This window comes from Pedobacter steynii (genome assembly GCF_900103665.1).
Taxonomy (GTDB): domain Bacteria; phylum Bacteroidota; class Bacteroidia; order Sphingobacteriales; family Sphingobacteriaceae; genus Pedobacter; species Pedobacter steynii.
Genome location: NZ_FNGY01000006.1, coordinates 247,783 through 272,457, shown reverse-complemented (window position 1 = coordinate 272,457; position 24,675 = coordinate 247,783). Strand labels below are relative to the sequence as shown.

The following is a 24,675-nucleotide window of genomic DNA, read 5'->3' as shown; positions in this document are numbered from 1 at the left end:
TAAGATTAGTTGTATTTTATTACCTGACCGTCCTCTTTCACCTCTACAAGATCATTGTTGTACTTAGAAGGACATTTCATTAATATTTTTGAAGCATAAAAGGTATTATCTTTCATTTTACCGATTAAAACTAATTTTTCTGAACGTTCGAAATCCTGGGGTTTTGTGCCATTGTAAACTACTTTGTTCACAAGGCCTTTTTCATCTTTCATGTAGAAAGCAAAATGATTGGCATCTTTCTGTGCATCATAATACATCCCTTTCGCTTTTTCCCAATATCCCATGACATGGAATTCGCGCGGGTCTTTTGCAGCTTCGGAGAAAGTAGAATAGCTGCTGGTGTCGGCATTCAGACTAATTAAGAACCCTACACATATCGCTATTGTAATTAAACCAATAATTGCACTTTTTCTCATGATGCTAATAAAAATTTAGAATGGTACAAAGATAAAAAATATAAGTACCTAAAATCTTTTAAGGCCGTTCAATTCACTTTGATGACGATTTATTGATAGTTCTCTGACAAAAACACTAAGATTGAAGCAGTTCCTTCCGGGAAAACAAAATATTTCTAGGTTTTCAGGTACTCAGTTTTGATGAATTCCGGCATTTCCTTACGGAGTTTCAACACTTTTGGCCGGGAGATTTTCCGGATATAGCTATCCCATAAATTACGTTTATAGTAATCCTGGTGTTCCATTTCTGCCGGATAAATGATTTTAAAAGGAATTAACTCGGTAACTACCGGATGATTTCGATAAACAGAGGCTTCCAGCCGGTCAATCACCCTTCGGATGGTCCTGTATTCTTCCGGCGTGCGAAAAAAAGCAATAGAGCGGTATTCAATTCCCAGATCGGGCCCTTGTCCATCCACCTGCGTGGGGTCATGTGCATGAAAGAAAGCTTCGCAGAGCTGCTCAAAAGAGATGACTTTCGGATCGTAATAAACCTGAACTGCTTCTGCATGTCCTGCTGTTTTCGACATCACTTTTGCGTAATCCGGATTTGCGCTTGTCCCACCGGAATAACCACTAATCACTTTATGCACTCCTTTTAGCTCGATCATTCCCTCCTGTAATGCCCAGAAACAACCACCGGCAAAAGTAGCCAGCTGCTCTCCGGATTTCGGGGGTCCGATCACTGCAAAGCCATGCTTACTTTCCAGTTGCTGCGCTGCAGGACCTGAAGTACAGGCCATAAAGAACATCGGCAATAAAATTAAGACTATTCCAGGTATCCGCATCATTGAAAATCCTCCAGATTGATCTATACAAGATACGTGAATCCAGGACAGGAAGATTTATGGTTAAAATAGTATGAAAAAAATATGACACAAAAAAAGAGGGCGCTATTGGCCCTCTTCTTCATATAATAACATGGTATTCCCTATGGCCAGATACCAAGGTTCATGTAAGAAATTGCAATTTTGTCAATTGAACCAACAAAAGCAGCAGTTCTTAACGTTTCAATACCAGGTTTGGTCATTAAAGTTTCTCTGATCTCATGGTAAGAGTGAATCATGGTATCTTCCAGTCCGGAGTTTACCAGCTCCAACTCTGAAGCACCTTTAACAATCATTAAGCGGTGTTCAGCAGGAATGCTTTTACCGGTAAGACTTTCCAGGGTGTTGATCAGGTTTCTGTTAGAGTTCTCTGCGTAACGGTTTTCCATACGGCCAAACGCTACGTGAGAAAGGTTTTTCAACCATTCAAAGTAAGATACGGTTACACCACCTGCATTACAGTACATATCAGGAATGATGATACCGCCCATTTCAGTAAAGATTTCTTCCGCTTCCGGAGTACATGGTCCGTTGGCACCTTCAGCGATGATTTTCGCTTTGATGTTTCTGATGTTCTCTGAAGTGATCTGGTTCTCCAATGCTGCAGGAACAAGGATATCACATGGTTGCTCCAGGCCTTCCATAGAATTTTTAAATTCTGTAGCACCCGGGAAACCTAAGATAGATCCTGTTAATTTACGGTGAGCAAATACCTCATCAATATTTAAACCGTCTGCATTGTAAATCGCACCTTCAAACTCACAAAGACCAACGATGGTTGCACCAAATTCTGCTAAGAATTTAGCAGAGTGATAACCCACGTTACCTAATCCTTGTACGATGACTCTTTTATCACCTAAACCAGCTGTGAAACCGATTTTAGCCATATCTTCAGCTACAGTTACACATTCTCTGATGGCATAAGCCACACCACGTCCGGTTGCTTCTTTACGTCCACGGATACCGTGTAAGGCAATTGGTTTTCCGGTTACACAACCCAAAGCATCTAACTGACCCGGGTTCATGGTCATATATGTATCAGCGATCCAGCTCATTTCACGCTCGCCTGATCCATAATCCGGAGCAGGAACGTCAATACCGGGACCGATAAAGTTCTTTTTAATTAATTCTGTCGTATAACGACGGGTGATGTTTTCCAACTCGCCAACCGTATAATTTTTGGTAGTGATCTTAATACCACCTTTAGCACCACCGAAAGGAACGTTGACAATAGCACACTTGTACGTCATTAAAGCCGCCAAGGCCATTACTTCATCTTCATTAACCATTTCGCTATAGCGAATACCACCTTTGGTAGGACTCATGTGATGAGAGTGTTCTACACGCCATGCATCAATAACCTCGAAACCATTTCCTCTACGGATAGGGAACTGGAAACGATAGACACTGTTACAAGCTTTGATTTGGGTTAACAGACCCTCTGGATGGGAAGTAAATTGGGCGGCATTGTCAAAATTCTTGCAGACATCTGCGAAGAAATTTGTGTCGTTTGCTGTATTAGCCATTATTTGTTATTTATGAATTGAATATAAGTTCGTATCCTAATTAGGTGCAAAATTGCATTAAAAAAAACCATTAATGCAAATCCGGAATCACTTAGTGTAACGGAAACACCACATCATAAAACAAGCAAAAACAGGGCCTAAACGATTTAAAATTAGATTTTAGCCGAAGTTTTCTTTTCTATTTTTTTTAATCTTTTTTCTATCGTAAATAGAAACAAAAGCAAGCCCAGCAGGATTACCAGTACACATGCCACCACAACGTATATTTTACCGGATGCATATAGGCTGTCTGTTATGGATGAACCTTGCCCCTGAGCAAACAATTGCATGGTGATCATGAACATTAAAAAGGTTGCTGTAATTTTTTTCATGAGTATATAATATTTTTTATCGGTTATGAAGCCATCATGATCTTAATATTCATTTCGTTATGTGATCTGTAAGATCATGATGGTTTCATGAGTATATTTTTTTTCAATGGAGATGAATCCTACCTATGATTTTAGGAATTGCATCGGGAATATCTTTTTTAGCGATGGTCTTTTTCAAGGGTACGAACCCGATAAAGGATCGTGTAAATCCAACATCCGATGAGAATCCAACCCAGACAGGCAGGGTAAAATACCATTCTCATCCGGCTATCCAGATCATAAGCGTTAAAACCCGGATTCCCCCCATCACCCGGATGCAGAGAATCAGCCATTCTTGGAAGTACAAAAAGCAACACGACCATGATTGGAAAAGCAAATATATTATAGATCGCAGAAATCTTGGCTCGTTTTTGTTCTTCATCAATCGCATTGCGAAGTACGAGGTAAGCAAAATAAAGCAATATAGCGATGGCCGCAAAGTTCTGCTTGACATCAAAGCTCCATGCCTGCCCCCAGGCAAATCTTGCCCAGATCATACCGGTAGAAAGACCCAAAATACCAAAGACTACCCCTGCGTTAACGCTCTCGACCGCTTTAATGTCATCATTTGGATTACTGCTGCTCAGGTATTTGACACTATAAAAAACCGAAGTACTAAACAATACAATCATGCTGAACCACATCGGAACGTGAAAGTAGAGGTTTCTAATGCTTTCGCGTATGATAGGTAAATCAGGTGTCTTAATCAAAAAACCTGCAATTGTTGAATAAATCACCAACACTGCTCCTAATATTTTCCACCAGCTCTTATACATTGATCTAAAAATTTAATTCTTTCAATTTTACTAAGCACCAAATGTAAAGAGAAAATTGTCTACTTCTTAATAATTAAGCCAATAAACACAAGTCCTTTAAAATTCAAACGGACACAAATGACGGTGAAATTACTGAATCGATCAGTACCATCAATTTCCAGATAAGAGAAGATCCGGTTCATAAACGAACAAATGTCACAAAAACGTTGCAACATAAAATACCATCAATTTAACTCGCTATACGCTATAAATATACTAATCACGAAAATAGTCGCACCAAAATCATATTATATATTTTAAAACTATATAATTAATAATTATATTAAACTATTAATTACAAATAACGTTCCGATTAAAATTAACAACCCTGAATATCTTTTAAAGATCTTTAAAGCCCGGATCCCCGTTTCTATTTTCTGCCGAAGCACACTTTCAAATACTGAAATTAATACAATAAGTCTTTTCAACAGTTTATTCAGCTTTTCGATAATAAAGAACTACAGGCCCGGCTGTGATCCGGGACAACAAAGCAATACATTAACTAACCAAATTCAATCTTATGTTAAAACTGAAAAACGCTCAATCCCTGAGCAGAACCGACATGAAAAATTTAATGGGTGGCAACAATGACAATGCTGCCAAAGCCCTTTGCCCTGAATTTTGCTTTTTGGATGAAAATACCGGAGAACGTTTCTGCGGTGGCGACAAACAGTGTGTGTCGTACAGGTGCAATCCCAACTCCAATCAGTATGGCTATAAATGTGTTTAAGCCAGACTGTTCATTAAATCCAATTCTTTAACGTCGATAAAAAGGCCTGCTGATGAGCAGGCCGACGTAAAAACGATTAGCAGTATCCATTAAACCTCAGACATCATGCTAAATCTTAAAAACACCAAACCATTAAGCAGGAGCGAAATGAAAACAGCCCTTGGCGGCAGTCAAAATTCAGGTTTCGCCTGCATCACCTACTGTTTCGAGAATCCGGGAGGACCAACCGGCTGTAACCCGGGACAAGAATGTGTCATTTACTATTGCGGTCCGAATCCTGAAGAAAATTACGGATATGAATGCCGTTAAACCAGGATCACATCAAACAGTACAATAGACATTAATCATCCAACAAAACGCCAATCTTATGTTAAAATTCAAAAACGCTCAGACCCTGAGCAGAACCCAAATGAAAAACCTTACCGGAGGAACAAGACCACCAAACTGTCCTTATGTATGCACGCATCGCATCAATGGACAACTGCGTATAGGTTGTCCACCTTACGAAGAATGTGTGACCTATAGCTGTGACGCTACCTATATGGGAGAAAGCTGCCAGCCGCTTTAAGAACCAGTTTTCACTTCTAAATCCATTCTTCCACTCAAACCTTAGCATCATGTTAAAAAACAACTTAAATAAACAAGGAAAAAAATTAAGCAGAAATGAACTCAAAGGCGTAACCGGCGGAAACATATTCAATCCGTTTTGTCCTCAGGACTGCACCTACCAGGACGACCACACCCCATTAATGTTAGGTTGCCCCAGCCACATGGATTGTGTACCCTACAGCTGTGGCGGACCAGACGAATACGCAGTTCATTGTGTATAACAACAATTCATTCATCTAAACTCAATCATCATGTTAATAAACAATTTAGACAAACAAGGAAAAAAGCTAAGCAGAAATGAACTCAAAGGCGTAACCGGCGGCGGAATTAAATTCGATCCAAATTGCCCTCTGACCTGTACTTATCAGGAACCTGGAGGAATGGAGATGTTCGGTTGCCCTTCACACATGGAATGCATCGCATTTCCCTGCGGCGGTCCGGATGAATACGGATATCGTTGCGGATAAAGCCAAATCGCTCACATAAATTCACATTAACTAACCAAATTTAATCTATGTTAAAACTAAAGAACGCTCAGTATCTGAGCAGAGCCGACATGAAAAAGCTCTCCGGAGGTACAAATCACAATTCATCAAGGCTGAATTGTGACGATCAGTGCGACTACGATCCCGATGCAGGAACCCGGGTCTGCAATGACGGTAAACACTGCATTGTTTATAGCTGTCCGGGACAGCCCGAAATCACCAGTTACAAATGTGTATAACCTAAACCCTAAATCTGATGTTAAATTTAAAGAGTGCCCATTCATTGAATAGGGCTGAGATGAAAAAACTACTGGGAGGAAACGACAATACATCCAGGCTTCGTTGTGCTGACCAGTGTTTAAGCGACCCGAATACGGGAGACAGATATTGTCCTGACAACAAACAATGCATCAACTACGCCTGCACCTCTCCCTTAGGTCCAAACCTGGGCTACAGGTGCCAGTAGTCCGCTAAAGAACTCATCTGTTAGCACCAGAAATCACATTAAACCAAGACCATATAACCTCTATTATTGTGGTCCGGATCCGAAAAAGACTTCGGTTATAAATGCGATTAACCCTGCTTAAAATTAATTCTTATGATGAGCTTCTAAAAAACGCAGGCACTGAAAAGCGTCGAAACAAAAACCACGATATCATCATCCATTAATCAAACTAAATATCATGCTAAAAAATAATTCTAATCTGAAAGGACACCAAAAACTGGACAGAAATGCCCTTAAAAAAGTTACCGGCGGAGGTCCTATTAACAGCTGTCCGGGAAATTGTACCCATCGCGTAGGAAGTGTATTGGTACCAGGCTGCGCTGAAGATCAGCAATGCACAGGCTACCTGTGCAGCAACGGGATGTGGGCTTCAATTTGTATGTAAACAATATTCTAAACTTAAAATTCATGTTAAAAAACAATTCAAAACTCCAACAAAGTCAAAAATTAAGCAGAACCGAGCTTAAAAAAGTAACAGGAGGAGTCCTGACACCTCAATGTCCTGAATCCTGCTATTTCGACGATTCTCTTCCTGGCGGAAGCAGTTGCCCTGAATCACAACAATGCGTCATGGTCCGCTGCCCGGGAATGGGATATACCCAGGTCTGTCAATAAAAAAATATAACCGATAGCTGCCAATAATGCCGGTATCGGTTATACGAAACAAAAAAAACACTAACCAATTAAATCAAAACTGATGTTAAAAAACAATTTAAACCGGAAAGGAGTTCAACAACTCAACAGAAATGAACTTAAAAAAGTGACAGGTGGAGCCAGACCTCCGGGTTGCACCTTCAATTGCAGCCATCGCGTAAATGGTGGCCCTTCAAAGTACTGTTAATCCCTCCAGAGATAAGGAAACAGGATTAGCGAAACCGCCATCACCAGCGCGTTTATAATCAGCAGGATTCCGATTTCATCCATACTCACACTCCTATCCAGTCCGTCTATGGCATTTTTTGTCAGCTTAATCAATACAATCAAGACAGGTATAATCACCGGAAAACTCAGAATTGCCATGAGCATTCCGCCATTTCCCGCTTTGGAAGCAATGGCAGACACCATCGTGAATATCGTAGAAAAGCTTAAACTTCCCAGCAGGGTAGCCACAATATATAAACCCAGATCTTCGGGTACATAATTAAACACAAGGGTATAAAAACCCAGTGCAATAACCGTCAGCAACATCATCAGCAACACATTGTAAATCGTCTTTGAAATGATCAGTGCCAGCGGACTTGCTATCGTATAAATGTACAGCTGCCTGCCTTTACTTTCCTGAAGAAAGCTTTTTGAAACCGCATTGATAGAAGCAAATAACATGATAATCCAGAATAAAGCATTCCAGGTGATTTTCTCTACACTTACAAAAGACAAATAGCAAACAAAAACAGTGGATACCACATAGAGAAGAACGCCATTTAAAGCATATTTAGAACGCCATTCCAGCAGCAACTCTTTCTTAATTAAAAACTTTACCTGATCTATTAAATTCATGCAGCCGCAAAGATAATTCTTAATCCCCTATCTTTTATCTTTGTCAATTAAATATCCATAATATTGTATTCCTATGAATATTCAGTATTGCAGTATTTTACAGAGTCCGCTTGGCCCCATCAGCATCGTTGCTGATGAGCAGTTTGTACAAAAAATCAGCTTCAAAGAGCATATCATCACTGAGCAAAACGAAAACGAGATCACACAACTGGCCGTTTCGCAACTAACGGCTTATTTCGAAGGGAGCTTAAAGACTTTTACCTTACCTATTCAACAGCCGGGAACAGCGTTCCAGCAGGAAGTATGGGCTGCACTGCTTACGATAGATTACGGTGTAACGAGATCTTACCTACAAATGGCGAAGCAGATGAACAATGTGCTGGCCATAAGGGCGATGGCCGCAGCGAATGGAAAAAACAACCTGGCTATTGTTGTACCTTGTCACAGGGTGATTGGAAGTGATGGCACTTTAGTCGGCTATGCCGGGTCCCTCTGGCGCAAGAAATGGTTGCTGGACCATGAACGGGAAGTTAGTCAGCAGGGACAAATGATGCTAAAATTCTAAATACATGAACCCATACCTCGACATCATACTAAGGAGCCTTGCCGTCTATGCATTTATGCTCATCGCCATCCGTTTAACCGGAAAAAAGGAGCTCTCTCAACTAAACACGACCGATGTAGTACTGATTCTACTCATCAGCAATGCTGTTCAGAATGCCATGGTGGGCAGCGACACCAGTCTGCTCGGAGGCCTCGTTGCCGCCGCAGTCCTGTTTGCCTTGAATTACGCCTTAAAAAAGCTGATGTTTAAGAGTAAAAAGTTCAGGGAACTGTTATCAGAAAAACCAGAAATCCTGATCCACAATGGGCACCTCGATTTCGCAACACTCAGCAAGCTCGATATCAGCGATGAAGAACTACGTGAAGCAATGAGGGAACACGGAGTGGATAAATACAAAGATGTAAAACTGGCCATGTTTGAAACAGATGGCAATATCAGCATCATTACCGGATCCGGCGACTTAAAGCAAACCCAATATAAGCGCAAAAAGAAACACAAATCTCTGGGGTCATTGAATTAAAACACCAGCTGCTGAATTAAAATAGCAATCGCTGAATTAAAACACATACTGCTGAATTAAAATACCAGTCACTGAATCAAAACATTACCTCCTGAATTAAAAACAGCGCAAAAAAAATTCCGGAACCGGTTAAACCCAGGCGATCCGAAGAAAGCGAAGGAACAACCAATTCCGGAAGAATATTTTTACAACTATACTGCTGCACCTGCAGGAACCGCAGTATTTGCGATCACCACCTTAGGTCTCCTTACCGTAATTAAGATAAATGCGCCTGCAAGGATCACATACCAACCCCATTTATATTTCACCATTCCCGCCGCCAGGTTCACCAGCTTTTTGAAATGAAGAAATCCGAAAGAGCCATGTGCCTTGAAATAGATGCCGGTTAAAGTAATCGCCACCAATACAATCCCTGCCCATCCGGCAAATTTGATCAGTCCGGCTTTTTGGGTAAAGGCACCCAATAACCCGATCACTGCCACCACATAAAACGTGATTGCTAAAGTCTGATCCAGATCGAAATAATTCCAGTTGCCTATAATTGGAATGCGTAGCAAAGGACAAATTCCACCAATTGCCATAATTACCGCACCTATAATTCCCTGAGCTCTCATTACTTATTGTTGTGTATTGATGCCCATTTTATCTGCAAAATGCGCACAGTAATCACGCAGATCTTCGATGATTAATTTCTCTCCGGTAGCTTTAAGAAAGCTATCTCCCATGGTTTGCAAAGTTTCATAAAAGAACCTTTTCATTTCATCAACAGGCATATCTTTAGTCCATAAGTCAATGCGCATAGAGTTTTTATAATTATGGTCCCAAAGGGCCAGCATCATTGACTTTACAGGCACTTGCTCCTGGCTTTTCGAGTCTGTAGATTCCCAAAGGATATTGTCAGGTACATTGTTATCATCTAACTGCACCGTAATTTTAATTTCTGCTTTTTTCATTTAATATATGCTGACTTTTATAATAAAAACTAAGATGATGGTGAAAACGATAAAGGCACATTCTATCGCCCATATTTTCTTCAACTCGGGAATAAACTTCCTGAAAATCTGATCGGAGATAAAAGAAACCAGGACGATTAAAAAACTAAACCACATTAATATCCCCGACAGGTCAATTGTCTTTGCTGATGGCGCAGGCGATTTTTCGAGCATCATCAGCACAGCAATCACCAAAAAGATCGCGGAAACAATATTAAGCGGTGTCAGTTTTACTTTCAATTCTTCTTTGTTTACTTTCTTTTTTTGAATTTCTTTGACTTCCAGGCAGGAGTTTTGTTTTTGTTCTTCTCCCTTTCTGCAGCAGCAATTGAGGCCGCATGTTTTTTCTCATGGAAAGCTCCTTTAAAATCAGGATCCTCCTTGCGCTTCTGATCATCAATAGCCCTGTTAATGGCCTGACGTTCTTCGTAAGGTGTCTCTTCCACGAAAACTTCCGCCGGCAAAGGTACTACAGGAATCTCCTGTCTGATCAACTTTTGTATTTTCTCAATGTAATATTTTTCCGCAGGCGTGAAAAAAGTGAGGGCATCGCCTTTTGCATAAGCACGGCCCGTACGTCCGATCCTGTGCACATAATCTTCGATAATGATCGGTACATCAAAGTTGATCACATGACTTACTTCAGAAACGTCAATTCCACGGGAAGCTACGTCTGTAGCCACCAATACCCTGACATTTCCTTCTTTAAAGCTATTGATCGAATTGATCCTCGTATTCTGTCCTTTATTGGCATGAATTACCCTTACCGCTTCTGCGCCGAATTTACGTTCAATAAAGCTAAAAATGTTATCCGCTACTGTTTTGGTCTTACAGAAGATGATCAGCCTTTTAAACTCCTCATCATTTTTCAGCAGGTGCTGCAAAAGATTGATCTTTGTTTTTAAATTGGGTACCTCATACAGCGTTTGCGTAACCGTCTGAGCAGGCGTAGCCTGTAAACCCACCTCTATAACTGTAGGGTGTTTCAGGAAATCTCCGGCGATCTTTTGTACCAGATCACTCATCGTTGCAGAAAACAACAGGTTCTGGCGTCTGCGGGGAACTATTTCCAAAATGCGGTGAATGGAACCAATAAAGCCCATATCCATCATTTTATCCGCTTCATCTAAAACCAGAAATTTCAGATACTGGGTATTGATATGTCCTGCAAGGTAAATATCCAGGAATCTTCCGGGAGTGGCAACAATAATATCGACACCTGCTTTGATCTGTTCAATTTGCGTTTTCGGACCAAGACCGCCATAAACCACTACGGTACGGAGGTCTGTATATTTAGAGAAAATCTTGATATGTTCAGTAATCTGCATCGCCAGCTCTCTTGTCGGAGCCAGGATTAAGGCACGGGCAGCATCTCCCTGTGCATATTTCAATTGCATTAAGATCGGCAAAACATAGGCTGCTGTCTTTCCTGTTCCGGTTTCAGCAATGCCGAATATATCCTGTCCTGATAAAACAGGCGCAATTGCTTTTTCTTGTATTGGGGTGGCATGAGTAAACCCGGCATCAGCTACAGCATTTAAAATCTGGCGATTAAGGTTAAACTCTTCAAATGTTTTGGGCATTTTGCAAATATACTATTATTTACAGGATCAGTAATTACATTTTTACAGAACCTTGTTTAAAGCCCTGATCATGTCCTCTGCATCAGTAACCTCCTTGACGATCATTCCTTTTTTATTGATTCTTATCTTTCAATTTAAATTTACCGATAAAAATCTATACGTAAAACCAGTACTTTTAGGTAACGATAGCATTGTTTATGTATTAATATATACTGATGAAAAAAAATATCTTCAGGTTGCTGACCATTGGTCTTCCGGTTACCCTTGCACTAATCATCACGACCAACACCGCTTTACATGCTCAGGAACTGTATATGCCAAGAAACATTAAAGCTGCCTACGATAAAGGAACCCGTTCTAAAGATGGTAAACCGGGAAAGCATTACTGGCAAAATCAGGGAAAATACGACCTGCACATCCAGGTAACCCCAGACACTAAGCTTGTGGAAGGAACAGAGACCATAAAATACACCAATCACAGTCCGGATACCCTACACCAGGTCGCCATCCGGTTTGTCAATAACCTCCATAAACCTGAAGCACCAAGATCGGGTTATGTCAGCAAAGACTTCCTGACCTCCGGACTGGACATCAAATCATTTGAAGTAGATGGTCAAAGCTATTCACTAAACACTAAAAATTGGGGCACTGTAGAAGATGTGCCACTAAAAACTGCACTTAACCCCGGACAAACGGCGGTTTTTAACATCAGCTGGGCTTATCCCCTATCCAAAGAAAGCGGAAGAGAAGGACAGCTCGACAGCAGCACCTTCTTCGTTGCCTATGCTTTCCCAAGAATCTCTGTATATGACGATTACAATGGCTGGGACCAAATCCCTCATACCGACCGTGCCGAATTTTACAACGACTTTAACGATTACCAGTTAACTGTCAAAGCGCCGAAAAACTATGTAGTATGGGCCACAGGCGATCTTCAGAATCCGGATGAAGTGTTACAGCCTGCTTATGCAGCGCGGTTAAAAAAATCCTATAACAGCGAGGAAATTATTGCCATTGCCAATGCAGAAGAGATGGCCAAAGGACAGGTGACCCAACAGAAGGAATGGAACAGCTGGAGATTCAGCGCCAGTCACATTACCGATATGACTTTCTCCCTGAGCAACCATTACCTCTGGGATGCAGGGAGCGTAATCGTGGATGCAAAAACAAACAGAAGGGCGAGTGTACAATCGGCTTACGATGCCCAAGCAAAAGATTTTGCCCAGGCGACAACCTGGTCTAAACAGGCTTTACACTGGTTTTCGAACAACTGGCCAGGCATCCCCTATCCTTTTTCAAAGATGACCGCCGTTCAGGGCTTTGCCGATATGGAATATCCGATGATGGTAAACGACTCCAGCACACCGGATATGGAATTCTCTCAGTTTGTTCTGAACCATGAAATTGCACATACTTATTTCCCTTTTTACATGGGCACCAACGAAACCCGTTATGCACATATGGATGAAGGCTGGGCAACCACATTAGAATACCTTATTGGCATTGACCAGCTGGGGAAAAAGAAAGCGGATGGAAACTATAAGACATTCAGGGTGAACAGGTGGATCTTCGATCCTTCAACAGAAGAAGATCAACCCATCATTTCTTTATCTACCCAGGTTTCCGGAGCAGGCTATAGCAATAACGCCTATGTGAAACCCTCCCTCGCCTATCTTGCACTAAAAGACATGCTTGGCGATGTGGCTTTCAAAAAACACCTGCATGCTTATATGGACCGCTGGAACGGGAAACATCCTATTCCATGGGACTTTTTCTATACGCTGAATGATGTTTCCGGACAAAACCTGAACTGGTACTGGAACAACTGGTTTTTCAGCAATAATTACATCGACCTGAGCATCGCCAAAGTAACGAACAAAGGTCTGGCTTACCAGCTTTCGGTCCGCAATACCGGAGGCTTCGCCGTTCCTTTTGACGTGATCCTTACCTATAAGGACGGATCCACCGGGGTTTTCCACCAGACACCTGCTTTATGGAAAGCCAATCAGAAAGCAGCGGTAGTTTCCTTAAAAGCGAAGAAAACCGTATCGGAAATCAATATAAACGGGGGATTATTTGTAGATGCAAATGCCGGAGATAATACCTGGAAAAGCAAATAACAAAATTTTTATTTAAGTTTGAGGTCATGAACACCATTCTGATAAAAGCGGCCTCAGTGGTTAACGAAGGCCAAATATTTGTTGCTGACGTACTGATTAAAGACGGATTTATTGAAAAAATCGCCCCGAATATCCAGGCGGAAGGCGCAAAAGAAATTAATGCGGAAGGCTTACACCTCTTTCCGGGTATGATTGACGATCAGGTCCATTTCAGGGAACCGGGTTTAACGGACAAAGCAGACATCTTTTCCGAAAGTATGGCTGCAGTAGCCGGAGGAATCACCTCCTGGATGGAAATGCCAAATACCGTACCCAATACCTTAACCCAGGAATTGCTGGCAGACAAGTATAAGATTGCATCAGAGGTCTCATTGGCCAACTATTCCTTCTTCATGGGCGCTTCAAATGATAACCTGGAGGAAGTTTTAAAAACAGACCCTAAAAATGTTTGCGGAATTAAAGTCTTCATGGGCTCTTCTACAGGAAATATGCTGGTTGACAATGAGAAAGTATTGGAAAACATTTTCAAAGATGCCCCGATGCTCGTTGCCACCCATTGCGAAGATGAAAAAACCATTCGTGAGAACATGGCTGCCTACAAAGAAAAATATGGAGATAACATCACCATAGACATGCATCCACTCATCAGAAGTGCAGAAGCTTGTTATATTTCTTCTTCAATGGCTGTAGAACTCGCCAGGAAATACAATACCAGGTTACACATTCTTCACATCTCTACTGCCAGAGAAGTGGCTCTTTTTGACGCAATTACTCCGCTAAAAGATAAAAGAATTACGGCCGAGGCCTGTATACATCACCTTTGGTTTGATGATCAGGATTATGCAGCCAAAGGCAACTGGATCAAATGGAACCCGGCTGTAAAAACAGCACAAGATAAAGATGCGATACTAAAAGGCGTATTAGATGGTCATATTGACATCATTGCAACAGATCATGCCCCACATACCATCGCAGAAAAAGAGCAACCTTACCTGAAAGCCCCTTCCGGAGGCCCACTGGTACAACACGCCCTATCTGCTTTACTGGAAATGTACCATCAAAAGAAAATTACACTCGAACAGATTGCGGAGAAAACAGCACACAATGTGGCCACCTGCTTCAACGTAGACAGAAGAGGTTTTATCAGAGAAGGCTACTGGGCAGATCTGGTATTGGTTCACCTGAATGACCCCGTAAAAGTAACCAGAGCCAATCTTTGGTATAAATGCGGATGGTCTCCTTTTGAAGGTCAAACCTTTCAGGCGGAAATTACGCATACCTTCGTTTCCGGAAATCTGGCTTATCAAAAAGGGAAATTCATGACCAATGCCATTGGCAAAAGACTAAATTTCAACAGATAATGACATTAAAGGACAAACCCGGGATTAAAAAGTTTGTCCTGCTCTTCCTCCTGTCGGGATTGGTATTTCTCGCCGGGATGAACAGCTCATTTATCGAAAGGTTTTATTCAGATGGCCTCTATCAGGCCATCTCTGTTGCTCAGCGATTCCTCAGTTCCATCTTTCCTTTTGCACTTGGCGATTTCCTATACCTCCTTCTGGTGCTTTATGCATTGAGGAGCATTTATCTGTTCTTCAGAAAACTTTCTCAAAAGAAACTAAAGTCCGAAGACCGGATCAATGTCCCCTTACAATTGCTGAATTTCTTTCTGATCTTATACCTTGTTTTTAAAATCCTCTGGGGCCTCAATTATTCACGTCCATCTATTTCCAAACGATTGGGAATTTCGGACGGGAAATACAATACCACAGAACTCGTTTTATTGGGGGAGTATTTCATCGACAAGCTGAATACACTTCAACACCTTAAAAAAGAAAACTACAACGTTGATGAGCTGGAAAGTAAGGCAAAAGAAGCTTACGATCTGATGAAAAAAAATAACGCATTTTTTCAATACCGCAGCCCCTCAGTGAAAGCCGTCTTAAACAGCTGGATCGTCACCAAAATTGGCATTGAAGGTTATTACAATCCTTTATCTGGAGAGGCAAATGTAAATATGAGACTTCCGGCAGTATCATTGCCTTTCGTTACCTGTCATGAAATTGCCCACCAGCTTGGCATAGGAAGAGAAGATGAAGCCAACCTGATCGGTTATTTAACCGCCATTCACAGCACAGATGAAAACTTCCGCTATTCCGCGGCTTACAATATGCTGAGGAGTATTTTATTCGAGATCAGAATTAAATCCCCGGAAGACTATCAACGCCTGTATGCCAGCATCAATCCCGAAACCATTAAAGATTTCAAAGCAGAGAGGGCCTTCTGGCAGAAATACAACAGCGATATGTATGGTTATATGGGCATCGCGCTGGATGGTTTCCTAAAGCTCAATAACCAGGCTAAGGGTGCCGACAGCTATCAGGATATTGTGATCTGGCTGTATAATATTCACAAAAAAGAACTGATTCAAAGGCAGAAGCTCAAAACATTACAACCTTAACACAAAAAAACCTTAAAACATTCCTAAATTTGCCGGACTATGGCAAAGATATCCATCAACCTGGCGACAGGCTCCCTGCAACAAGAAGAAATCATCGTCGGCATTGACCTTGGCACCACCAATAGTCTGGTGGCCTTTATTAACCCGGACAAAAACCCACAGGTGATCAATGATACCGGAAAGGGGCTATTGGTTCCTTCAGTGGTCCATTTTAATGCCAAAGGAGATGCACTGGTAGGAAATGAAGCCAAAGACTTTTTAATTACAGATCCTGCAAACACCATATTTTCCGTAAAAAGACTGCTGGGCAGGTCTTATAAAGATGTGGCCGGTCATCAGGATACCTTTTCTTATAAAATCATTGATGATGAAAATGATTCACTGGTAAAAATTAAAGCCGGTGATAAATTCTATACCCCAATAGAGCTTTCTGCAGAGATTCTTAAAGAATTGAAGGCAAGAGCTGAACATGCTTTAAAAACACCGGTAAACCGTGCCGTGATCACTGTTCCTGCTTATTTTAACGATAGCCAGCGACAAGCGACCCGGGATGCAGGTAGATTGGCAGGTCTGGATGTATTGAGAATTGTAAACGAACCTACCGCAGCCAGTCTGGCCTACGGTCTGGGTCTTGATCCCAATCAACAGAAAACAATTGCCGTATATGACCTTGGAGGCGGAACCTTTGATGTATCCATTTTATCCATACAAAACGGCATTTTTGAAGTGTTATCCACAAATGGAAATACCTTTTTAGGTGGGGATGATTTTGACCGTTCCATCGTTCACTACTGGATAGAAAAAAATAAACTTGATGCAGCAGCCCTGGCTCAGGATTCCGGATTAATGCAGTCGCTGAGGTTAAAAGCAGAAGAAGCAAAAAAAGCGCTAAGTAGCCAGAACCTGTTCAATGAGCAGATCGGAGACATCTGGTGTACTTTAGATAAACAAACTTTTGAGGAGCTGATTGCAGCGAAAGTAGCAGAAACTTTAAACTCTTGTAAACAGGCTTTAGCTGATTCCAAGCTTACCGTTGCTGAGATTGATGAAGTTGTACTTGTTGGTGGTTCGACAAGAACCCCTTATGTAAAAGCACAGGTTGCCGAGTTTTTTGGCCGCCCTCCTCATGATCAGATCAACCCGGATGAAGTGGTTGCCCTTGGTGCTGCCATTCAGGCGGATATCCTTGCCGGAAACCGGTCAGACATCCTTTTACTTGATGTTACCCCACTTTCCCTGGGTATTGAAACCATGGGCGGACTGATGGATGTGATCATTCCCAGAAATGCAAAAGTACCTACGAAAGCAGGAAGACAATATACCACCTCTATCGACGGACAGGTAAACATGAAAATCTCTGTTTTTCAGGGAGAGCGTGACCTGGTACAGGAGAATAGAAAATTAGCAGAATTTGACCTGAAAGGCATTCCTGCCATGCCTGCCGGATTGCCGAAGGTAGACATCAACTTTATGCTCAATGCCGATGGAATTCTAACCGTTCAGGCGATAGAGTTAAGGTCAGGTGTAAAACAGGAAATTGACATTACCCCAAGTTACGGACTGACGGATGATACGGTAGAAAAAATGCTCATCGACAGCATCACCCATGCCAAAAGCGATGTTGCACAACGCATGCTGATTGAAGCCAGAAGCGAAGGAGAACAATTGGCTTATACTGCCGAACGCTTTATTGAAAAACATGGCAGTTTCCTGACTCCGGAAGAAATTTCGGATACAAAAACACATATTGAGGCTCTTAAACAGGCTTTAGCAAAGGCAGAAAAAGATGAGATTCTTAAAAAAGCCGATGAACTGAATGAATTTACCCGTCCGTTTGCCGAGCGCGTGATGGATGTGGCGGTATCCTCCGCCATGAAAGGAAAAAGCATAGATAAATAACCACTCAATAGGTTCCTTTATATAGTTTTACAGAGATGAAGTATTTGCTGATCTCTGTAATGCTATGTGCCGGAACCTTTCTTTTTTGCTCCTGGGGATTTTACGCCCATCAACGGATCAACCACCTTGCTGTTTTTACGCTCCATAACGGCATCAATACTTTTTACAAGGCAAATATCAAATACCTCAGTGATCACTCTGTAGATGCCGACAAACGCCGCTATGCAGACTCTGCCGAAGCGCCAAGGCATTACCTTGATGTAGAAGTCTATGAATCAAATATTGACAGCATTCCCAGGAGGTATAACGATGCTTTAAAAAAATATGGTGCTGAAAAATTAAGCAGTAGCGGAACCCTCCCCTGGCAGATTCAAAAGTCTTACTATCAGCTCGTCAACGCGTTTAAAAACAGGGATTCCATGAAGATTCTTATCTATTCTGCCTACCTCGGGCATTATATTGCCGATGCGCATGTCCCGCTGCATACCACGCAAAACCATAACGGGCAACTGAGCAATCAACATGGCATCCACGCTTTCTGGGAAAGCCGTTTACCGGAGCTGTTTGCCGAAAAGTACAATTACAGAGTCGGCAAGGCGGCGTACATAGAAGATCCACTTGGAAAGGCCTGGAAAATCATCAGTCATAGTCATGCGTTACTGGATAGTGTGCTCACACTGGAAGCACAGCTTAACGCCAGCTTTCCTGCTTACAGAAAGTATAGCTTTTCAAAAAGAAACCAACAGGTAATGAGACAATATTCTTTAGGTTATTCCAGGGCTTACCATGAACAGATGAACCAGATGGTGGAAAGACAGATGCGTGGGGCCATCCACGCAACAGGCTCCTACTGGTATTCCGCCTGGATAGACGCCGGGCAACCGGAATTGCGCAACCTGATCCAAAAAAAAATGTCTTCCTCAGACCGGAAAAAGGCCGAGGAAGACAAAAGGCTTTATGATAAAGGACAACTAATCGGCCGGGAGCCTTAGTTCTCGATGATATCTTTAGGTTTAATCCTGCTTTTTATTGCTGCGTAAATCACCGGGGCGAAAGTAACGACTGCAATCGTGATGATGACAATAGAGAAGTTATCTCTGATCACCGGAATCTGGCCCAATAAGAAACCTGCGAATAATAAACTGCCGATCCAGCCAAGACCACCTACCACATTGTAATAAGTAAACCTGCCAAAAGGCATTTTTGCTACTCCGGCAACAAAAGGTGCAATCGTCCTGAAGATCGGAAGGAAACGGCTAAACATAATTGCTTTTCCGCCATGCTTCTCAAAAAACTCATGCGATTTATTGTAATATTCAAGTTTTAGAATCTTATTTCCTTCTTTAAAGACTTTCACGCCAAAGAAACTGCCGAGCCTGTAATTTAAACTGTTCCCCAGGATGGCGGCAGCACTTAACAGCAGGAACATAACCCAGATATCCAGACCTGTGCCTCCTTTTGCGATGAGTGCACCTACTGCAAACAGCATAGAGTCGCCGGGTAAAAATGGAGTTACCACAAAACCAGTTTCAGCAAAAATAATTAAGAAAAGAATAAGATAAGTCCATGTTTTATAATCACTTACCAGCTGTACTAAAGCTTTATCGGTGTGTAATATAAAATCTACCAGTTGTGAGAAAATTTCCAAGTTGTATAAATTAAGCCCAAAATTAAGAATATCATGGCAATAACCATGCTCTTTTTGATTTAGTAATGTAAATTTAATTAGCAGTGAATGAATAGGCTTTCAATTCCGTTGAGTCGCTTCCGCTAAGCCAGACGGTATAAATTTTACCCGCCAGGATGCCCAGGTCAATTTCCGGATTGCTGGTTACGCCAGTTCCTGAAGCAATAAATTTAGCTCCCGGATCTACCTGATAATAGGTGCTGCTGTTTGCAAAAGGAAGTGCCGATATAAGTTCTGCTCCCCCAGTCACCTTTATGGCAATAGAATTGTTCAGAAAACCATTCAGGTGAATAAACCTGATTTTAGCTTTTCCGGCGTCCGGGGCAGTAAGGTTATCCCCTATTCCCAGAACTTCCGCTTTGCCATCCAGGTTTTTATATAGAAAGATCGAATAGTTTCCATTAATCTCAAGCTCTCCATTAATTCCTGCCGTAGGCTGGGATGATGCTTCATCAGCAAAGGCCAGGGATTGCGTTCCTGATACTACAGGAAATGAGGCAGACATTTGTCCGTAATTGACCAGTCCTGATCCGAACCGTTTTCCATTGATATAAAATGCCTGTGCAGCCGAGCCAAATGCGGCATTGATATACCTTAATTTTGCTTCTCCAACAGGAATAGGTTTAGGAGCCTTCAGGCAGGAACTCAAAATCGTTGCCAGGCCAATACAAATGATGGTCAGGGCTAAATTAATGCTTTTTGGGTAAGAGAACTTTTTTTCCATGACAACAACAATTTAATTTACAAAGTATTTTACAAAAAGAAGGCTTGGTCAAAAACCAAGCCATTCCAATATATTTATTTTTAAATCTAGTTATAGTTATTCAGCATTACCGGCATCACCAACATCAGAACGTCTTCATTTTCGTCGTTTGTTTGTGGGATCAGTAATCCTGCGCGGTTAGGTGTAGAAAGTTCCAATGTTACTTCTTCTCCACTCAGGTTGCTCAACATCTCGATTAAGAAACGCGCATTGAATCCAATTTCCAGGTCTTCACCTTCATATTGACAGCTCAGACGCTCATGTGCTTCATTGGCGAAATCCAAATCCTCAGAAGAGATGTTCAATTCACTGCCATTGATTTTTAAACGCACCTGGTGTGTGGTTTTATTTGCGAAAATCACCACCCTGCGCAAGGTATTTAAGAACAATGCACGGTCAATGATCAGTTTATTCGGGTTATTCGCAGGAATTACTGCTTCATAATCAGGATAACGCTCGTCAATTAAACGACAAACCAAATTGATGTTCTCGAATTTAAAGAAAGCACTTGTAGCATTGTAATCCACAGAAACATTCGCATCAGTAGAAGGAAGTGCTGCTTTCAATAAGGTTAATGCTTTTTTAGGAAGGATGAAAGAAGAAGCTTTATCTCCTTTGCTGTCCATTCTTCTATATCTTACCAGTTTATGTGCATCAGTAGCCACAAAGGTGATGTGTTGTTCAGAAAGCTGACAGTATACGCCAGTCATTGCCGGACGTAACTCATCACTGCTCACTGCAAAAATAGTTTTGGTGATTGCTTCCGTTAATACCGAAGCAGGTAAATTTACAGAAGAAGCATTTTCTACAGTTGGGATTTTAGGAAAATCATCTCCATTTTCTCCACTTAACTTATACTTACCATCACCCGCGCTGATTTCAATAGAAAAGGTATTGTCATCGATATTGAAAGAGATCGGCTGATCAGGTAATGTTTTTAAAGTGTCTAAAAGTATTTTTGCCGGCACAGCTACTTTTCCGCCTTCTTTAGACTCCACCGGTAAGGAGGTCGTCATGCTGGTTTGTAAATCAGTGGCAGATATGGTTAAACTTCCGTCTTTAATCTCAAAGAGGAAATTTTCCAGTATTGGCAATACAGTACTACTGCTCGACGCACCGTTTACTGTTTGCAAATGTTTTAATAACGTTGATGTGGATACAATAAATCTCATAGTATGATCTTGTCAGTTCTCAAAAATATAAAAATTACCTTGCATACTTATGCTTACGGTAATAATGTTGAAAAATTGCGAACGATATTAACAATAATAAAGGTAAAGCCATATTGATCAATTGCCATTGTAGCTTTTCTGTACGCAGACGTGCTTTATCCAATAACCTGATCCTAACCTCCTTATTGCGCAAAGTAATTAAATTATCATCATTTGACAGGTAATCTGCAATATTTAACAACAATGCTTTATTTCCGTAGCTTTTTTGGGTGTATCTGTCGAAACCCAAGGGAAATGCAGAACCATCCTTACTGCTCAGCTGATTTTTGAAGACATCGCCATCACCAATCACGATCATTTTGGTTGGTTTACTTAGCGGAGCAACCGCGTAATTTCCGGTAATGCCTGCCGGAACCGCACGATTCAGGAACACGGAAGGGAAAGTCCCTTCAATTAGTACCCCAAGGTTTTGTGGGACACTGGCATAATCACGCGGATCAGGTTGTTCAGCCACCATTTGCAGAGAAAGCAATTTCGGCGCATTAAAAATCTTATTAAATGGGGAAGAGTGCAGGATCACCGTCTTCTTTAGTCCTTTTACCCCAATCGTATCTACCGTACTGCTAAATTCACCTCTGACTGCATCGATGTTCTTCACCAGGTTGTGTGCCGTATCCGGCATCAGCAACGGATAATAAACCCATGGCGCCAGTTCTATCTGGCCCTGCTGTCCCATGCTTAACGGAATTTCAACACAATTCGCATCTGCGATCAGGTTGTAATTTACACGGGCGCCATACATAAACAACATATCGTCTATGTTTAGCTTTTTATTGAAAGCCAGCTGCTCTCCCGATCCTTTTAAACTATCCAGGTCGGCACTCACCTGATCTATCGTCCAGACTACCCTGCCCCCTTTCATGACAAAATAGTTGATCTTATATTTTTCGGCCTCCGTAAATTCCTGCTGTGGTTTTGCAATGATCAGGACTTTCAATTTATCCAGCCCTGCAGCATCAATGGTATTCAGGTTTACCCGGCCCACTTCATAGCTTTCTGAAAGGCTGTTGATCGCATCATTTAAGGACAGGTCCGATAGTTCTCCGTTACCTTCGGTAAAACCGATCCTGGGATGCTCATTGCTCAACACTTTCTGAATCGCACCGGTAAACAGATATTCCAGGTTCTGAATCGAATTGTTGATGTTCTCCTCGTAACTTCCTGTCGCGTTCAGGTTTTGTAATAATCTTAGCGGAAGCTGATGGTCACCACTCTCCAGCATGGCCATCGGAAAAACCATCTTTTGGGCAAAACCAGCATCATTTTTAATGTTTATGGTGGTCGGTTCAATGCCCGAGCGGTATAGATTATTGATCACAGTATCCTGTTCGGGTATCGAAAGCCCGGAAATCGGGTCTCTGAAAATCACTTTGATTTCTTTTCCACCGTAGGCTTTATAATCGGCAAGCAGATCTCTGGTTGCATTTCTAAGTCGTTTAAAAGGAGCGGGAAGGTCGCCATCTAAAAATACAGTAATCGTAATCGGCTGATTGATCTTCCCGAGAATGGTTTTTGATTTTGGTGTTAAGGTGAATCGCTTTTCTTTGGTGAAGTCGATTCTGGTATACACGTATTGCGCAAGGACATTGAGCAGAATTAAACCCGCCACAAAAATGAGGATACCCGACAGTTTTTGTTTGTTGCCTACCATTTCCGACCTCCGATCACGAGTTTAGTCAGCCCAAGAAATGCGATAATGAAACTGAGGAAATAAACCAGGTCACGGGTATCCAGAACACCCCTGCTAATGGATTGATAATGTTCGTTTACACTCAGGCTGAGCAATATATTTTCAATGGCCCGAAAACCAAAAATCTGGCTCATGGCATCAAATCCACTATAGGCGATAAAACATAGAAATACGGCAATGGCAAAGGCCACCACCTGGTTTTTCGTGATGGAAGAGGCAAAAATTCCGACCGCTAGAAAGGAAGCTCCCAATAACAATAAGCCAATATAAGAACCAATAATTGCCCCGGTATCAATATTCCCTGCGGGCAGGGCCAGCTTTGATACAGAATAACAATAGATCAGTGTGGGGATCAATGCAAAGAGCACCAGAACAAAGCAGGCCAGGTATTTGGCCAGTATGATCTGCCAGTCAGTAACTGGTCTTGTAGCGAGTAAAATATAAGTCCCTTCCCGCCTTTCCTCTGCAAAAGAACGCATGGTAATGGCAGGAATAAGAAAGAGGAATAAAAAAGGAGCAAGGTTAAAAAAGCTGCTCAGCTCGGCATAGCCGTATTCCAGAATAGAAGTATCCGGAAAAAACCACAACAATAAGCCAGAAGCCAGAAGGAAAACCCCAATGGTAATATAAGCCATTAAGGAGTTCAATAAGCTAAATAATTCCCTTTTAAATACCGCGTACATGCATTTTAATTAACGATGCCGAAGTTAGAAAATTAAAAATTATATCCTGCCCTAATGCCAATAAAAGAACGGGTACTACTGCTTCTCGTCCAGCTTTCGTAACGAACCCCCACATCTACAATGCCTTTATCGGAGACAGGGAATGCAACGCCAACAGCTGGCACATAAATAAATGAGGTGCCTGAACCATTTCCACTGGCGGTAGAAATAGAAACACCCAATTCAGCTCCGCCGTAAATGTTTTCCGCAAGGAAATACCTTGCTCCAGCCTTTACCGGAATAAACCCTTCACTGTAATTGAGATTGAGTATGGTCTTCTTTCCGTTTAATTTCAGATAACCAACATTTCCGGTGATGCTTAGGTTTTTGGAAACAGGATGTTGATATAATAGAGAGCCCCCTACTCCGTAATTTGTCTGATCTTTAAAACTTCCCATCGGAAAGGTGAAGTCAAGACCAATTCCGAATTTTGGACCTTCCATAGCAGGATCGCCCGTTTGGGCTTTAGTAGCACTAATAGCAGCAAATGTGAAGAGGATTAAGAGTAGTCTTTTCATGGAATCTAATTAATAGGGCCTGAAGCTAAAATTCGACACATAGATACAAAAAAAATTAAAAGTT

32 protein-coding genes are annotated in these 24,675 nt (G+C 41.7%); 16 read left to right on the top strand and 16 right to left on the bottom strand.

The window, feature by feature from the left end; genetic code table 11:
- Nucleotides 1–5: 5 nt before the first annotated feature.
- The 5 genes from BLQ87_RS18010 to ccsA form a co-directional block, all read right to left on the bottom strand.
- Nucleotides 6–416: a cytochrome c maturation protein CcmE domain-containing protein gene (locus BLQ87_RS18010; protein WP_074609509.1), complete on the bottom strand. Its 411-nt coding sequence runs from the start codon at nucleotides 414–416 to the stop codon at nucleotides 6–8.
- 155 nt (nucleotides 417–571) lie between these two features.
- Nucleotides 572–1,246 (bottom strand): peptide-methionine (S)-S-oxide reductase MsrA, encoded by a 675-nt coding sequence (gene msrA / locus BLQ87_RS18005; protein WP_074609506.1) that lies wholly within the window; start codon nucleotides 1,244–1,246, stop codon nucleotides 572–574.
- Nucleotides 1,247–1,386: 140 nt separating this feature from the next.
- Nucleotides 1,387–2,808, bottom strand: a complete 1,422-nt coding sequence (locus tag BLQ87_RS18000) for a Glu/Leu/Phe/Val family dehydrogenase (protein WP_074609504.1) — start codon at nucleotides 2,806–2,808, stop codon at nucleotides 1,387–1,389.
- A 152-nt stretch (nucleotides 2,809–2,960) separates the two neighbouring features.
- Nucleotides 2,961–3,179, bottom strand: a complete 219-nt coding sequence (locus BLQ87_RS17995) for a CcmD family protein (protein ID WP_074609501.1) — start codon at nucleotides 3,177–3,179, stop codon at nucleotides 2,961–2,963.
- 158 nt (nucleotides 3,180–3,337) lie between these two features.
- Nucleotides 3,338–3,994: a cytochrome c biogenesis protein CcsA gene (gene ccsA / locus BLQ87_RS17990; RefSeq protein WP_074609498.1), complete on the bottom strand. Its 657-nt coding sequence runs from the start codon at nucleotides 3,992–3,994 to the stop codon at nucleotides 3,338–3,340.
- Between the two features lie 559 nt (nucleotides 3,995–4,553).
- Here ccsA and BLQ87_RS17985 point away from each other — a divergent pair.
- The 9 genes from BLQ87_RS17985 (at nucleotide 4,554) to BLQ87_RS33810 (ending at nucleotide 7,203) form a co-directional block, all read left to right on the top strand.
- Entirely contained in the window at nucleotides 4,554–4,763 is a 210-nt protein-coding gene (locus BLQ87_RS17985; protein ID WP_074609495.1) for a hypothetical protein, read from the top strand.
- A gap of 105 nt (nucleotides 4,764–4,868) precedes the next feature.
- Nucleotides 4,869–5,072: a hypothetical protein gene (locus BLQ87_RS17980; protein ID WP_074609493.1), complete on the top strand. Its 204-nt coding sequence runs from the start codon at nucleotides 4,869–4,871 to the stop codon at nucleotides 5,070–5,072.
- A gap of 58 nt (nucleotides 5,073–5,130) precedes the next feature.
- Nucleotides 5,131–5,331, top strand: coding sequence for a hypothetical protein (locus tag BLQ87_RS33550; protein ID WP_143010474.1), 201 nt, complete (start codon nucleotides 5,131–5,133; stop codon nucleotides 5,329–5,331).
- Between the two features lie 292 nt (nucleotides 5,332–5,623).
- Nucleotides 5,624–5,839, top strand: a complete 216-nt coding sequence (locus tag BLQ87_RS17970; protein ID WP_074609489.1) for a hypothetical protein — start codon at nucleotides 5,624–5,626, stop codon at nucleotides 5,837–5,839.
- Nucleotides 5,840–5,886: 47 nt separating this feature from the next.
- A complete protein-coding gene (locus tag BLQ87_RS33545) occupies nucleotides 5,887–6,096 on the top strand; it encodes a hypothetical protein (protein ID WP_143010473.1) in 210 nt (69 codons plus the stop codon).
- Nucleotides 6,097–6,155: 59 nt separating this feature from the next.
- Nucleotides 6,156–6,323 carry a hypothetical protein gene (locus BLQ87_RS33815; RefSeq protein WP_172664861.1) on the top strand — a complete coding sequence of 56 codons (168 nt, stop codon included), beginning with the start codon at nucleotides 6,156–6,158 and terminating at the stop codon, nucleotides 6,321–6,323.
- 217 nt (nucleotides 6,324–6,540) lie between these two features.
- Entirely contained in the window at nucleotides 6,541–6,747 is a 207-nt protein-coding gene (locus BLQ87_RS17965; protein WP_074609488.1) for a hypothetical protein, read from the top strand.
- A gap of 23 nt (nucleotides 6,748–6,770) precedes the next feature.
- Nucleotides 6,771–6,977, top strand: coding sequence for a hypothetical protein (locus tag BLQ87_RS33540; RefSeq protein WP_143010472.1), 207 nt, complete (start codon nucleotides 6,771–6,773; stop codon nucleotides 6,975–6,977).
- A gap of 82 nt (nucleotides 6,978–7,059) precedes the next feature.
- Complete coding sequence (locus tag BLQ87_RS33810) at nucleotides 7,060–7,203, top strand: hypothetical protein (RefSeq protein ID WP_172664860.1); 144 nt, start codon at nucleotides 7,060–7,062, stop codon at nucleotides 7,201–7,203.
- Here the strand turns inward: BLQ87_RS33810 and BLQ87_RS17960 are convergent.
- Nucleotides 7,200–7,859 carry a heme exporter protein CcmB gene (locus BLQ87_RS17960; RefSeq protein WP_074609487.1) on the bottom strand — a complete coding sequence of 220 codons (660 nt, stop codon included), beginning with the start codon at nucleotides 7,857–7,859 and terminating at the stop codon, nucleotides 7,200–7,202. The genes BLQ87_RS33810 and BLQ87_RS17960 overlap by 4 nt on opposite strands.
- Nucleotides 7,860–7,932: 73 nt before the next feature.
- Between BLQ87_RS17960 and BLQ87_RS17955 the strand changes: the two genes are divergently transcribed.
- Together BLQ87_RS17955 and BLQ87_RS17950 are read left to right on the top strand one after the other, a co-directional pair.
- Nucleotides 7,933–8,424, top strand: coding sequence for a methylated-DNA--[protein]-cysteine S-methyltransferase (locus BLQ87_RS17955; protein ID WP_074609486.1), 492 nt, complete (start codon nucleotides 7,933–7,935; stop codon nucleotides 8,422–8,424).
- Between the two features lie 4 nt (nucleotides 8,425–8,428).
- The gene (locus BLQ87_RS17950) at nucleotides 8,429–8,944 is read left to right on the top strand and encodes a DUF421 domain-containing protein (RefSeq protein WP_074609485.1); all 516 of its coding nucleotides are present in this window, start codon (nucleotides 8,429–8,431) and stop codon (nucleotides 8,942–8,944) included.
- A gap of 191 nt (nucleotides 8,945–9,135) precedes the next feature.
- Here BLQ87_RS17950 and BLQ87_RS17945 read toward each other — a convergent pair whose 3' ends face one another.
- From BLQ87_RS17945 to BLQ87_RS17930, 4 genes are read right to left on the bottom strand one after another with little or no spacing between them, the layout of a single operon-like run.
- Nucleotides 9,136–9,558, bottom strand: coding sequence for a hypothetical protein (locus BLQ87_RS17945; RefSeq protein WP_074609484.1), 423 nt, complete (start codon nucleotides 9,556–9,558; stop codon nucleotides 9,136–9,138).
- Between the two features lie 3 nt (nucleotides 9,559–9,561).
- The gene (gene gldC / locus BLQ87_RS17940; protein WP_074609482.1) at nucleotides 9,562–9,897 is read right to left on the bottom strand and encodes a gliding motility protein GldC; all 336 of its coding nucleotides are present in this window, start codon (nucleotides 9,895–9,897) and stop codon (nucleotides 9,562–9,564) included.
- Nucleotides 9,898–10,176 carry a hypothetical protein gene (locus tag BLQ87_RS17935; RefSeq protein ID WP_245723878.1) on the bottom strand — a complete coding sequence of 93 codons (279 nt, stop codon included), beginning with the start codon at nucleotides 10,174–10,176 and terminating at the stop codon, nucleotides 9,898–9,900.
- An 11-nt stretch (nucleotides 10,177–10,187) separates the two neighbouring features.
- Nucleotides 10,188–11,519: a DEAD/DEAH box helicase gene (locus BLQ87_RS17930; protein WP_074609477.1), complete on the bottom strand. Its 1,332-nt coding sequence runs from the start codon at nucleotides 11,517–11,519 to the stop codon at nucleotides 10,188–10,190.
- A gap of 215 nt (nucleotides 11,520–11,734) precedes the next feature.
- On the opposite strand from BLQ87_RS17930, the gene BLQ87_RS17925 reads away from it, so the two are divergent.
- From BLQ87_RS17925 to BLQ87_RS17905, 5 genes are read left to right on the top strand one after another with little or no spacing between them, the layout of a single operon-like run.
- A complete protein-coding gene (locus BLQ87_RS17925) occupies nucleotides 11,735–13,639 on the top strand; it encodes a M1 family metallopeptidase (RefSeq protein WP_074609475.1) in 1,905 nt (634 codons plus the stop codon).
- 26 nt (nucleotides 13,640–13,665) lie between these two features.
- Nucleotides 13,666–15,000, top strand: a complete 1,335-nt coding sequence (locus BLQ87_RS17920) for a dihydroorotase (RefSeq protein ID WP_074609473.1) — start codon at nucleotides 13,666–13,668, stop codon at nucleotides 14,998–15,000.
- Nucleotides 15,000–16,100 (top strand): DUF3810 domain-containing protein, encoded by a 1,101-nt coding sequence (locus BLQ87_RS17915; protein WP_074609471.1) that lies wholly within the window; start codon nucleotides 15,000–15,002, stop codon nucleotides 16,098–16,100. The genes BLQ87_RS17920 and BLQ87_RS17915 overlap by 1 nt, the downstream gene beginning before the upstream one ends.
- A 39-nt stretch (nucleotides 16,101–16,139) precedes the next feature.
- Entirely contained in the window at nucleotides 16,140–17,999 is a 1,860-nt protein-coding gene (gene dnaK, locus BLQ87_RS17910; protein ID WP_074609469.1) for a molecular chaperone DnaK, read from the top strand.
- A 35-nt stretch (nucleotides 18,000–18,034) separates the two neighbouring features.
- Complete coding sequence (locus tag BLQ87_RS17905; protein ID WP_074609467.1) at nucleotides 18,035–18,991, top strand: zinc dependent phospholipase C family protein; 957 nt, start codon at nucleotides 18,035–18,037, stop codon at nucleotides 18,989–18,991.
- Here BLQ87_RS17905 and BLQ87_RS17900 read toward each other — a convergent pair.
- The 6 genes from BLQ87_RS17900 to BLQ87_RS17875 form a co-directional block, all read right to left on the bottom strand.
- On the bottom strand, nucleotides 18,988–19,647 hold the full coding sequence (locus BLQ87_RS17900; protein ID WP_074609465.1) for a VTT domain-containing protein: 660 nt from the start codon (nucleotides 19,645–19,647) through the stop codon (nucleotides 18,988–18,990). The two genes, BLQ87_RS17905 and BLQ87_RS17900, sit on opposite strands and share 4 nt — an antisense overlap.
- A 73-nt stretch (nucleotides 19,648–19,720) precedes the next feature.
- Nucleotides 19,721–20,410 (bottom strand): DUF4397 domain-containing protein, encoded by a 690-nt coding sequence (locus BLQ87_RS17895; RefSeq protein ID WP_074609463.1) that lies wholly within the window; start codon nucleotides 20,408–20,410, stop codon nucleotides 19,721–19,723.
- Nucleotides 20,411–20,496: 86 nt separating this feature from the next.
- A complete protein-coding gene (gene dnaN / locus BLQ87_RS17890; RefSeq protein ID WP_074609461.1) occupies nucleotides 20,497–21,621 on the bottom strand; it encodes a DNA polymerase III subunit beta in 1,125 nt (374 codons plus the stop codon).
- A 34-nt stretch (nucleotides 21,622–21,655) separates the two neighbouring features.
- Nucleotides 21,656–23,332: a gliding motility-associated ABC transporter substrate-binding protein GldG gene (gldG, locus tag BLQ87_RS17885; RefSeq protein WP_074609459.1), complete on the bottom strand. Its 1,677-nt coding sequence runs from the start codon at nucleotides 23,330–23,332 to the stop codon at nucleotides 21,656–21,658.
- Nucleotides 23,326–24,054, bottom strand: a complete 729-nt coding sequence (gene gldF, locus BLQ87_RS17880) for a gliding motility-associated ABC transporter permease subunit GldF (protein WP_074609457.1) — start codon at nucleotides 24,052–24,054, stop codon at nucleotides 23,326–23,328. Before gldF ends, gldG begins: the two co-directional genes overlap by 7 nt.
- Before the next feature lie 32 nt (nucleotides 24,055–24,086).
- Nucleotides 24,087–24,611: an outer membrane beta-barrel protein gene (locus tag BLQ87_RS17875; protein WP_074609455.1), complete on the bottom strand. Its 525-nt coding sequence runs from the start codon at nucleotides 24,609–24,611 to the stop codon at nucleotides 24,087–24,089.
- Nucleotides 24,612–24,675: the final 64 nt, after the last annotated feature.

Excerpts from the sequence above, each read along its gene's own strand:
- BLQ87_RS18010 (WP_074609509.1), bottom strand. The coding sequence starts at position 416 with ATGAGAAAAAGTGCAATTATTGGTTTAATTACAATAGCGATATGTGTA.
- msrA (WP_074609506.1), bottom strand. The coding sequence starts at position 1,246 with ATGATGCGGATACCTGGAATAGTCTTAATTTTATTGCCGATGTTCTTT.
- BLQ87_RS18000 (WP_074609504.1), bottom strand. The coding sequence starts at position 2,808 with ATGGCTAATACAGCAAACGACACAAATTTCTTCGCAGATGTCTGCAAG.
- BLQ87_RS17995 (WP_074609501.1), bottom strand. The coding sequence starts at position 3,179 with ATGAAAAAAATTACAGCAACCTTTTTAATGTTCATGATCACCATGCAA.
- ccsA (WP_074609498.1), bottom strand. The coding sequence starts at position 3,994 with ATGTATAAGAGCTGGTGGAAAATATTAGGAGCAGTGTTGGTGATTTAT.
- BLQ87_RS17985 (WP_074609495.1), top strand. The coding sequence starts at position 4,554 with ATGTTAAAACTGAAAAACGCTCAATCCCTGAGCAGAACCGACATGAAA.
- BLQ87_RS17980 (WP_074609493.1), top strand. The coding sequence starts at position 4,869 with ATGCTAAATCTTAAAAACACCAAACCATTAAGCAGGAGCGAAATGAAA.
- BLQ87_RS33550 (WP_143010474.1), top strand. The coding sequence starts at position 5,131 with ATGTTAAAATTCAAAAACGCTCAGACCCTGAGCAGAACCCAAATGAAA.
- BLQ87_RS17970 (WP_074609489.1), top strand. The coding sequence starts at position 5,624 with ATGTTAATAAACAATTTAGACAAACAAGGAAAAAAGCTAAGCAGAAAT.
- BLQ87_RS33545 (WP_143010473.1), top strand. The coding sequence starts at position 5,887 with ATGTTAAAACTAAAGAACGCTCAGTATCTGAGCAGAGCCGACATGAAA.
- BLQ87_RS33815 (WP_172664861.1), top strand. The coding sequence starts at position 6,156 with ATGAAAAAACTACTGGGAGGAAACGACAATACATCCAGGCTTCGTTGT.
- BLQ87_RS17965 (WP_074609488.1), top strand. The coding sequence starts at position 6,541 with ATGCTAAAAAATAATTCTAATCTGAAAGGACACCAAAAACTGGACAGA.
- BLQ87_RS33540 (WP_143010472.1), top strand. The coding sequence starts at position 6,771 with ATGTTAAAAAACAATTCAAAACTCCAACAAAGTCAAAAATTAAGCAGA.
- BLQ87_RS33810 (WP_172664860.1), top strand. The coding sequence starts at position 7,060 with ATGTTAAAAAACAATTTAAACCGGAAAGGAGTTCAACAACTCAACAGA.
- BLQ87_RS17960 (WP_074609487.1), bottom strand. The coding sequence starts at position 7,859 with ATGAATTTAATAGATCAGGTAAAGTTTTTAATTAAGAAAGAGTTGCTG.
- BLQ87_RS17955 (WP_074609486.1), top strand. The coding sequence starts at position 7,933 with ATGAATATTCAGTATTGCAGTATTTTACAGAGTCCGCTTGGCCCCATC.
- BLQ87_RS17950 (WP_074609485.1), top strand. The coding sequence starts at position 8,429 with ATGAACCCATACCTCGACATCATACTAAGGAGCCTTGCCGTCTATGCA.
- BLQ87_RS17945 (WP_074609484.1), bottom strand. The coding sequence starts at position 9,558 with ATGAGAGCTCAGGGAATTATAGGTGCGGTAATTATGGCAATTGGTGGA.
- gldC (WP_074609482.1), bottom strand. The coding sequence starts at position 9,897 with ATGAAAAAAGCAGAAATTAAAATTACGGTGCAGTTAGATGATAACAAT.
- BLQ87_RS17930 (WP_074609477.1), bottom strand. The coding sequence starts at position 11,519 with ATGCCCAAAACATTTGAAGAGTTTAACCTTAATCGCCAGATTTTAAAT.
- BLQ87_RS17925 (WP_074609475.1), top strand. The coding sequence starts at position 11,735 with ATGAAAAAAAATATCTTCAGGTTGCTGACCATTGGTCTTCCGGTTACC.
- BLQ87_RS17920 (WP_074609473.1), top strand. The coding sequence starts at position 13,666 with ATGAACACCATTCTGATAAAAGCGGCCTCAGTGGTTAACGAAGGCCAA.
- BLQ87_RS17915 (WP_074609471.1), top strand. The coding sequence starts at position 15,000 with ATGACATTAAAGGACAAACCCGGGATTAAAAAGTTTGTCCTGCTCTTC.
- dnaK (WP_074609469.1), top strand. The coding sequence starts at position 16,140 with ATGGCAAAGATATCCATCAACCTGGCGACAGGCTCCCTGCAACAAGAA.
- BLQ87_RS17905 (WP_074609467.1), top strand. The coding sequence starts at position 18,035 with ATGAAGTATTTGCTGATCTCTGTAATGCTATGTGCCGGAACCTTTCTT.
- BLQ87_RS17895 (WP_074609463.1), bottom strand. The coding sequence starts at position 20,410 with ATGGAAAAAAAGTTCTCTTACCCAAAAAGCATTAATTTAGCCCTGACC.
- dnaN (WP_074609461.1), bottom strand. The coding sequence starts at position 21,621 with ATGAGATTTATTGTATCCACATCAACGTTATTAAAACATTTGCAAACA.
- gldG (WP_074609459.1), bottom strand. The coding sequence starts at position 23,332 with ATGGTAGGCAACAAACAAAAACTGTCGGGTATCCTCATTTTTGTGGCG.
- gldF (WP_074609457.1), bottom strand. The coding sequence starts at position 24,054 with ATGTACGCGGTATTTAAAAGGGAATTATTTAGCTTATTGAACTCCTTA.
- BLQ87_RS17875 (WP_074609455.1), bottom strand. The coding sequence starts at position 24,611 with ATGAAAAGACTACTCTTAATCCTCTTCACATTTGCTGCTATTAGTGCT.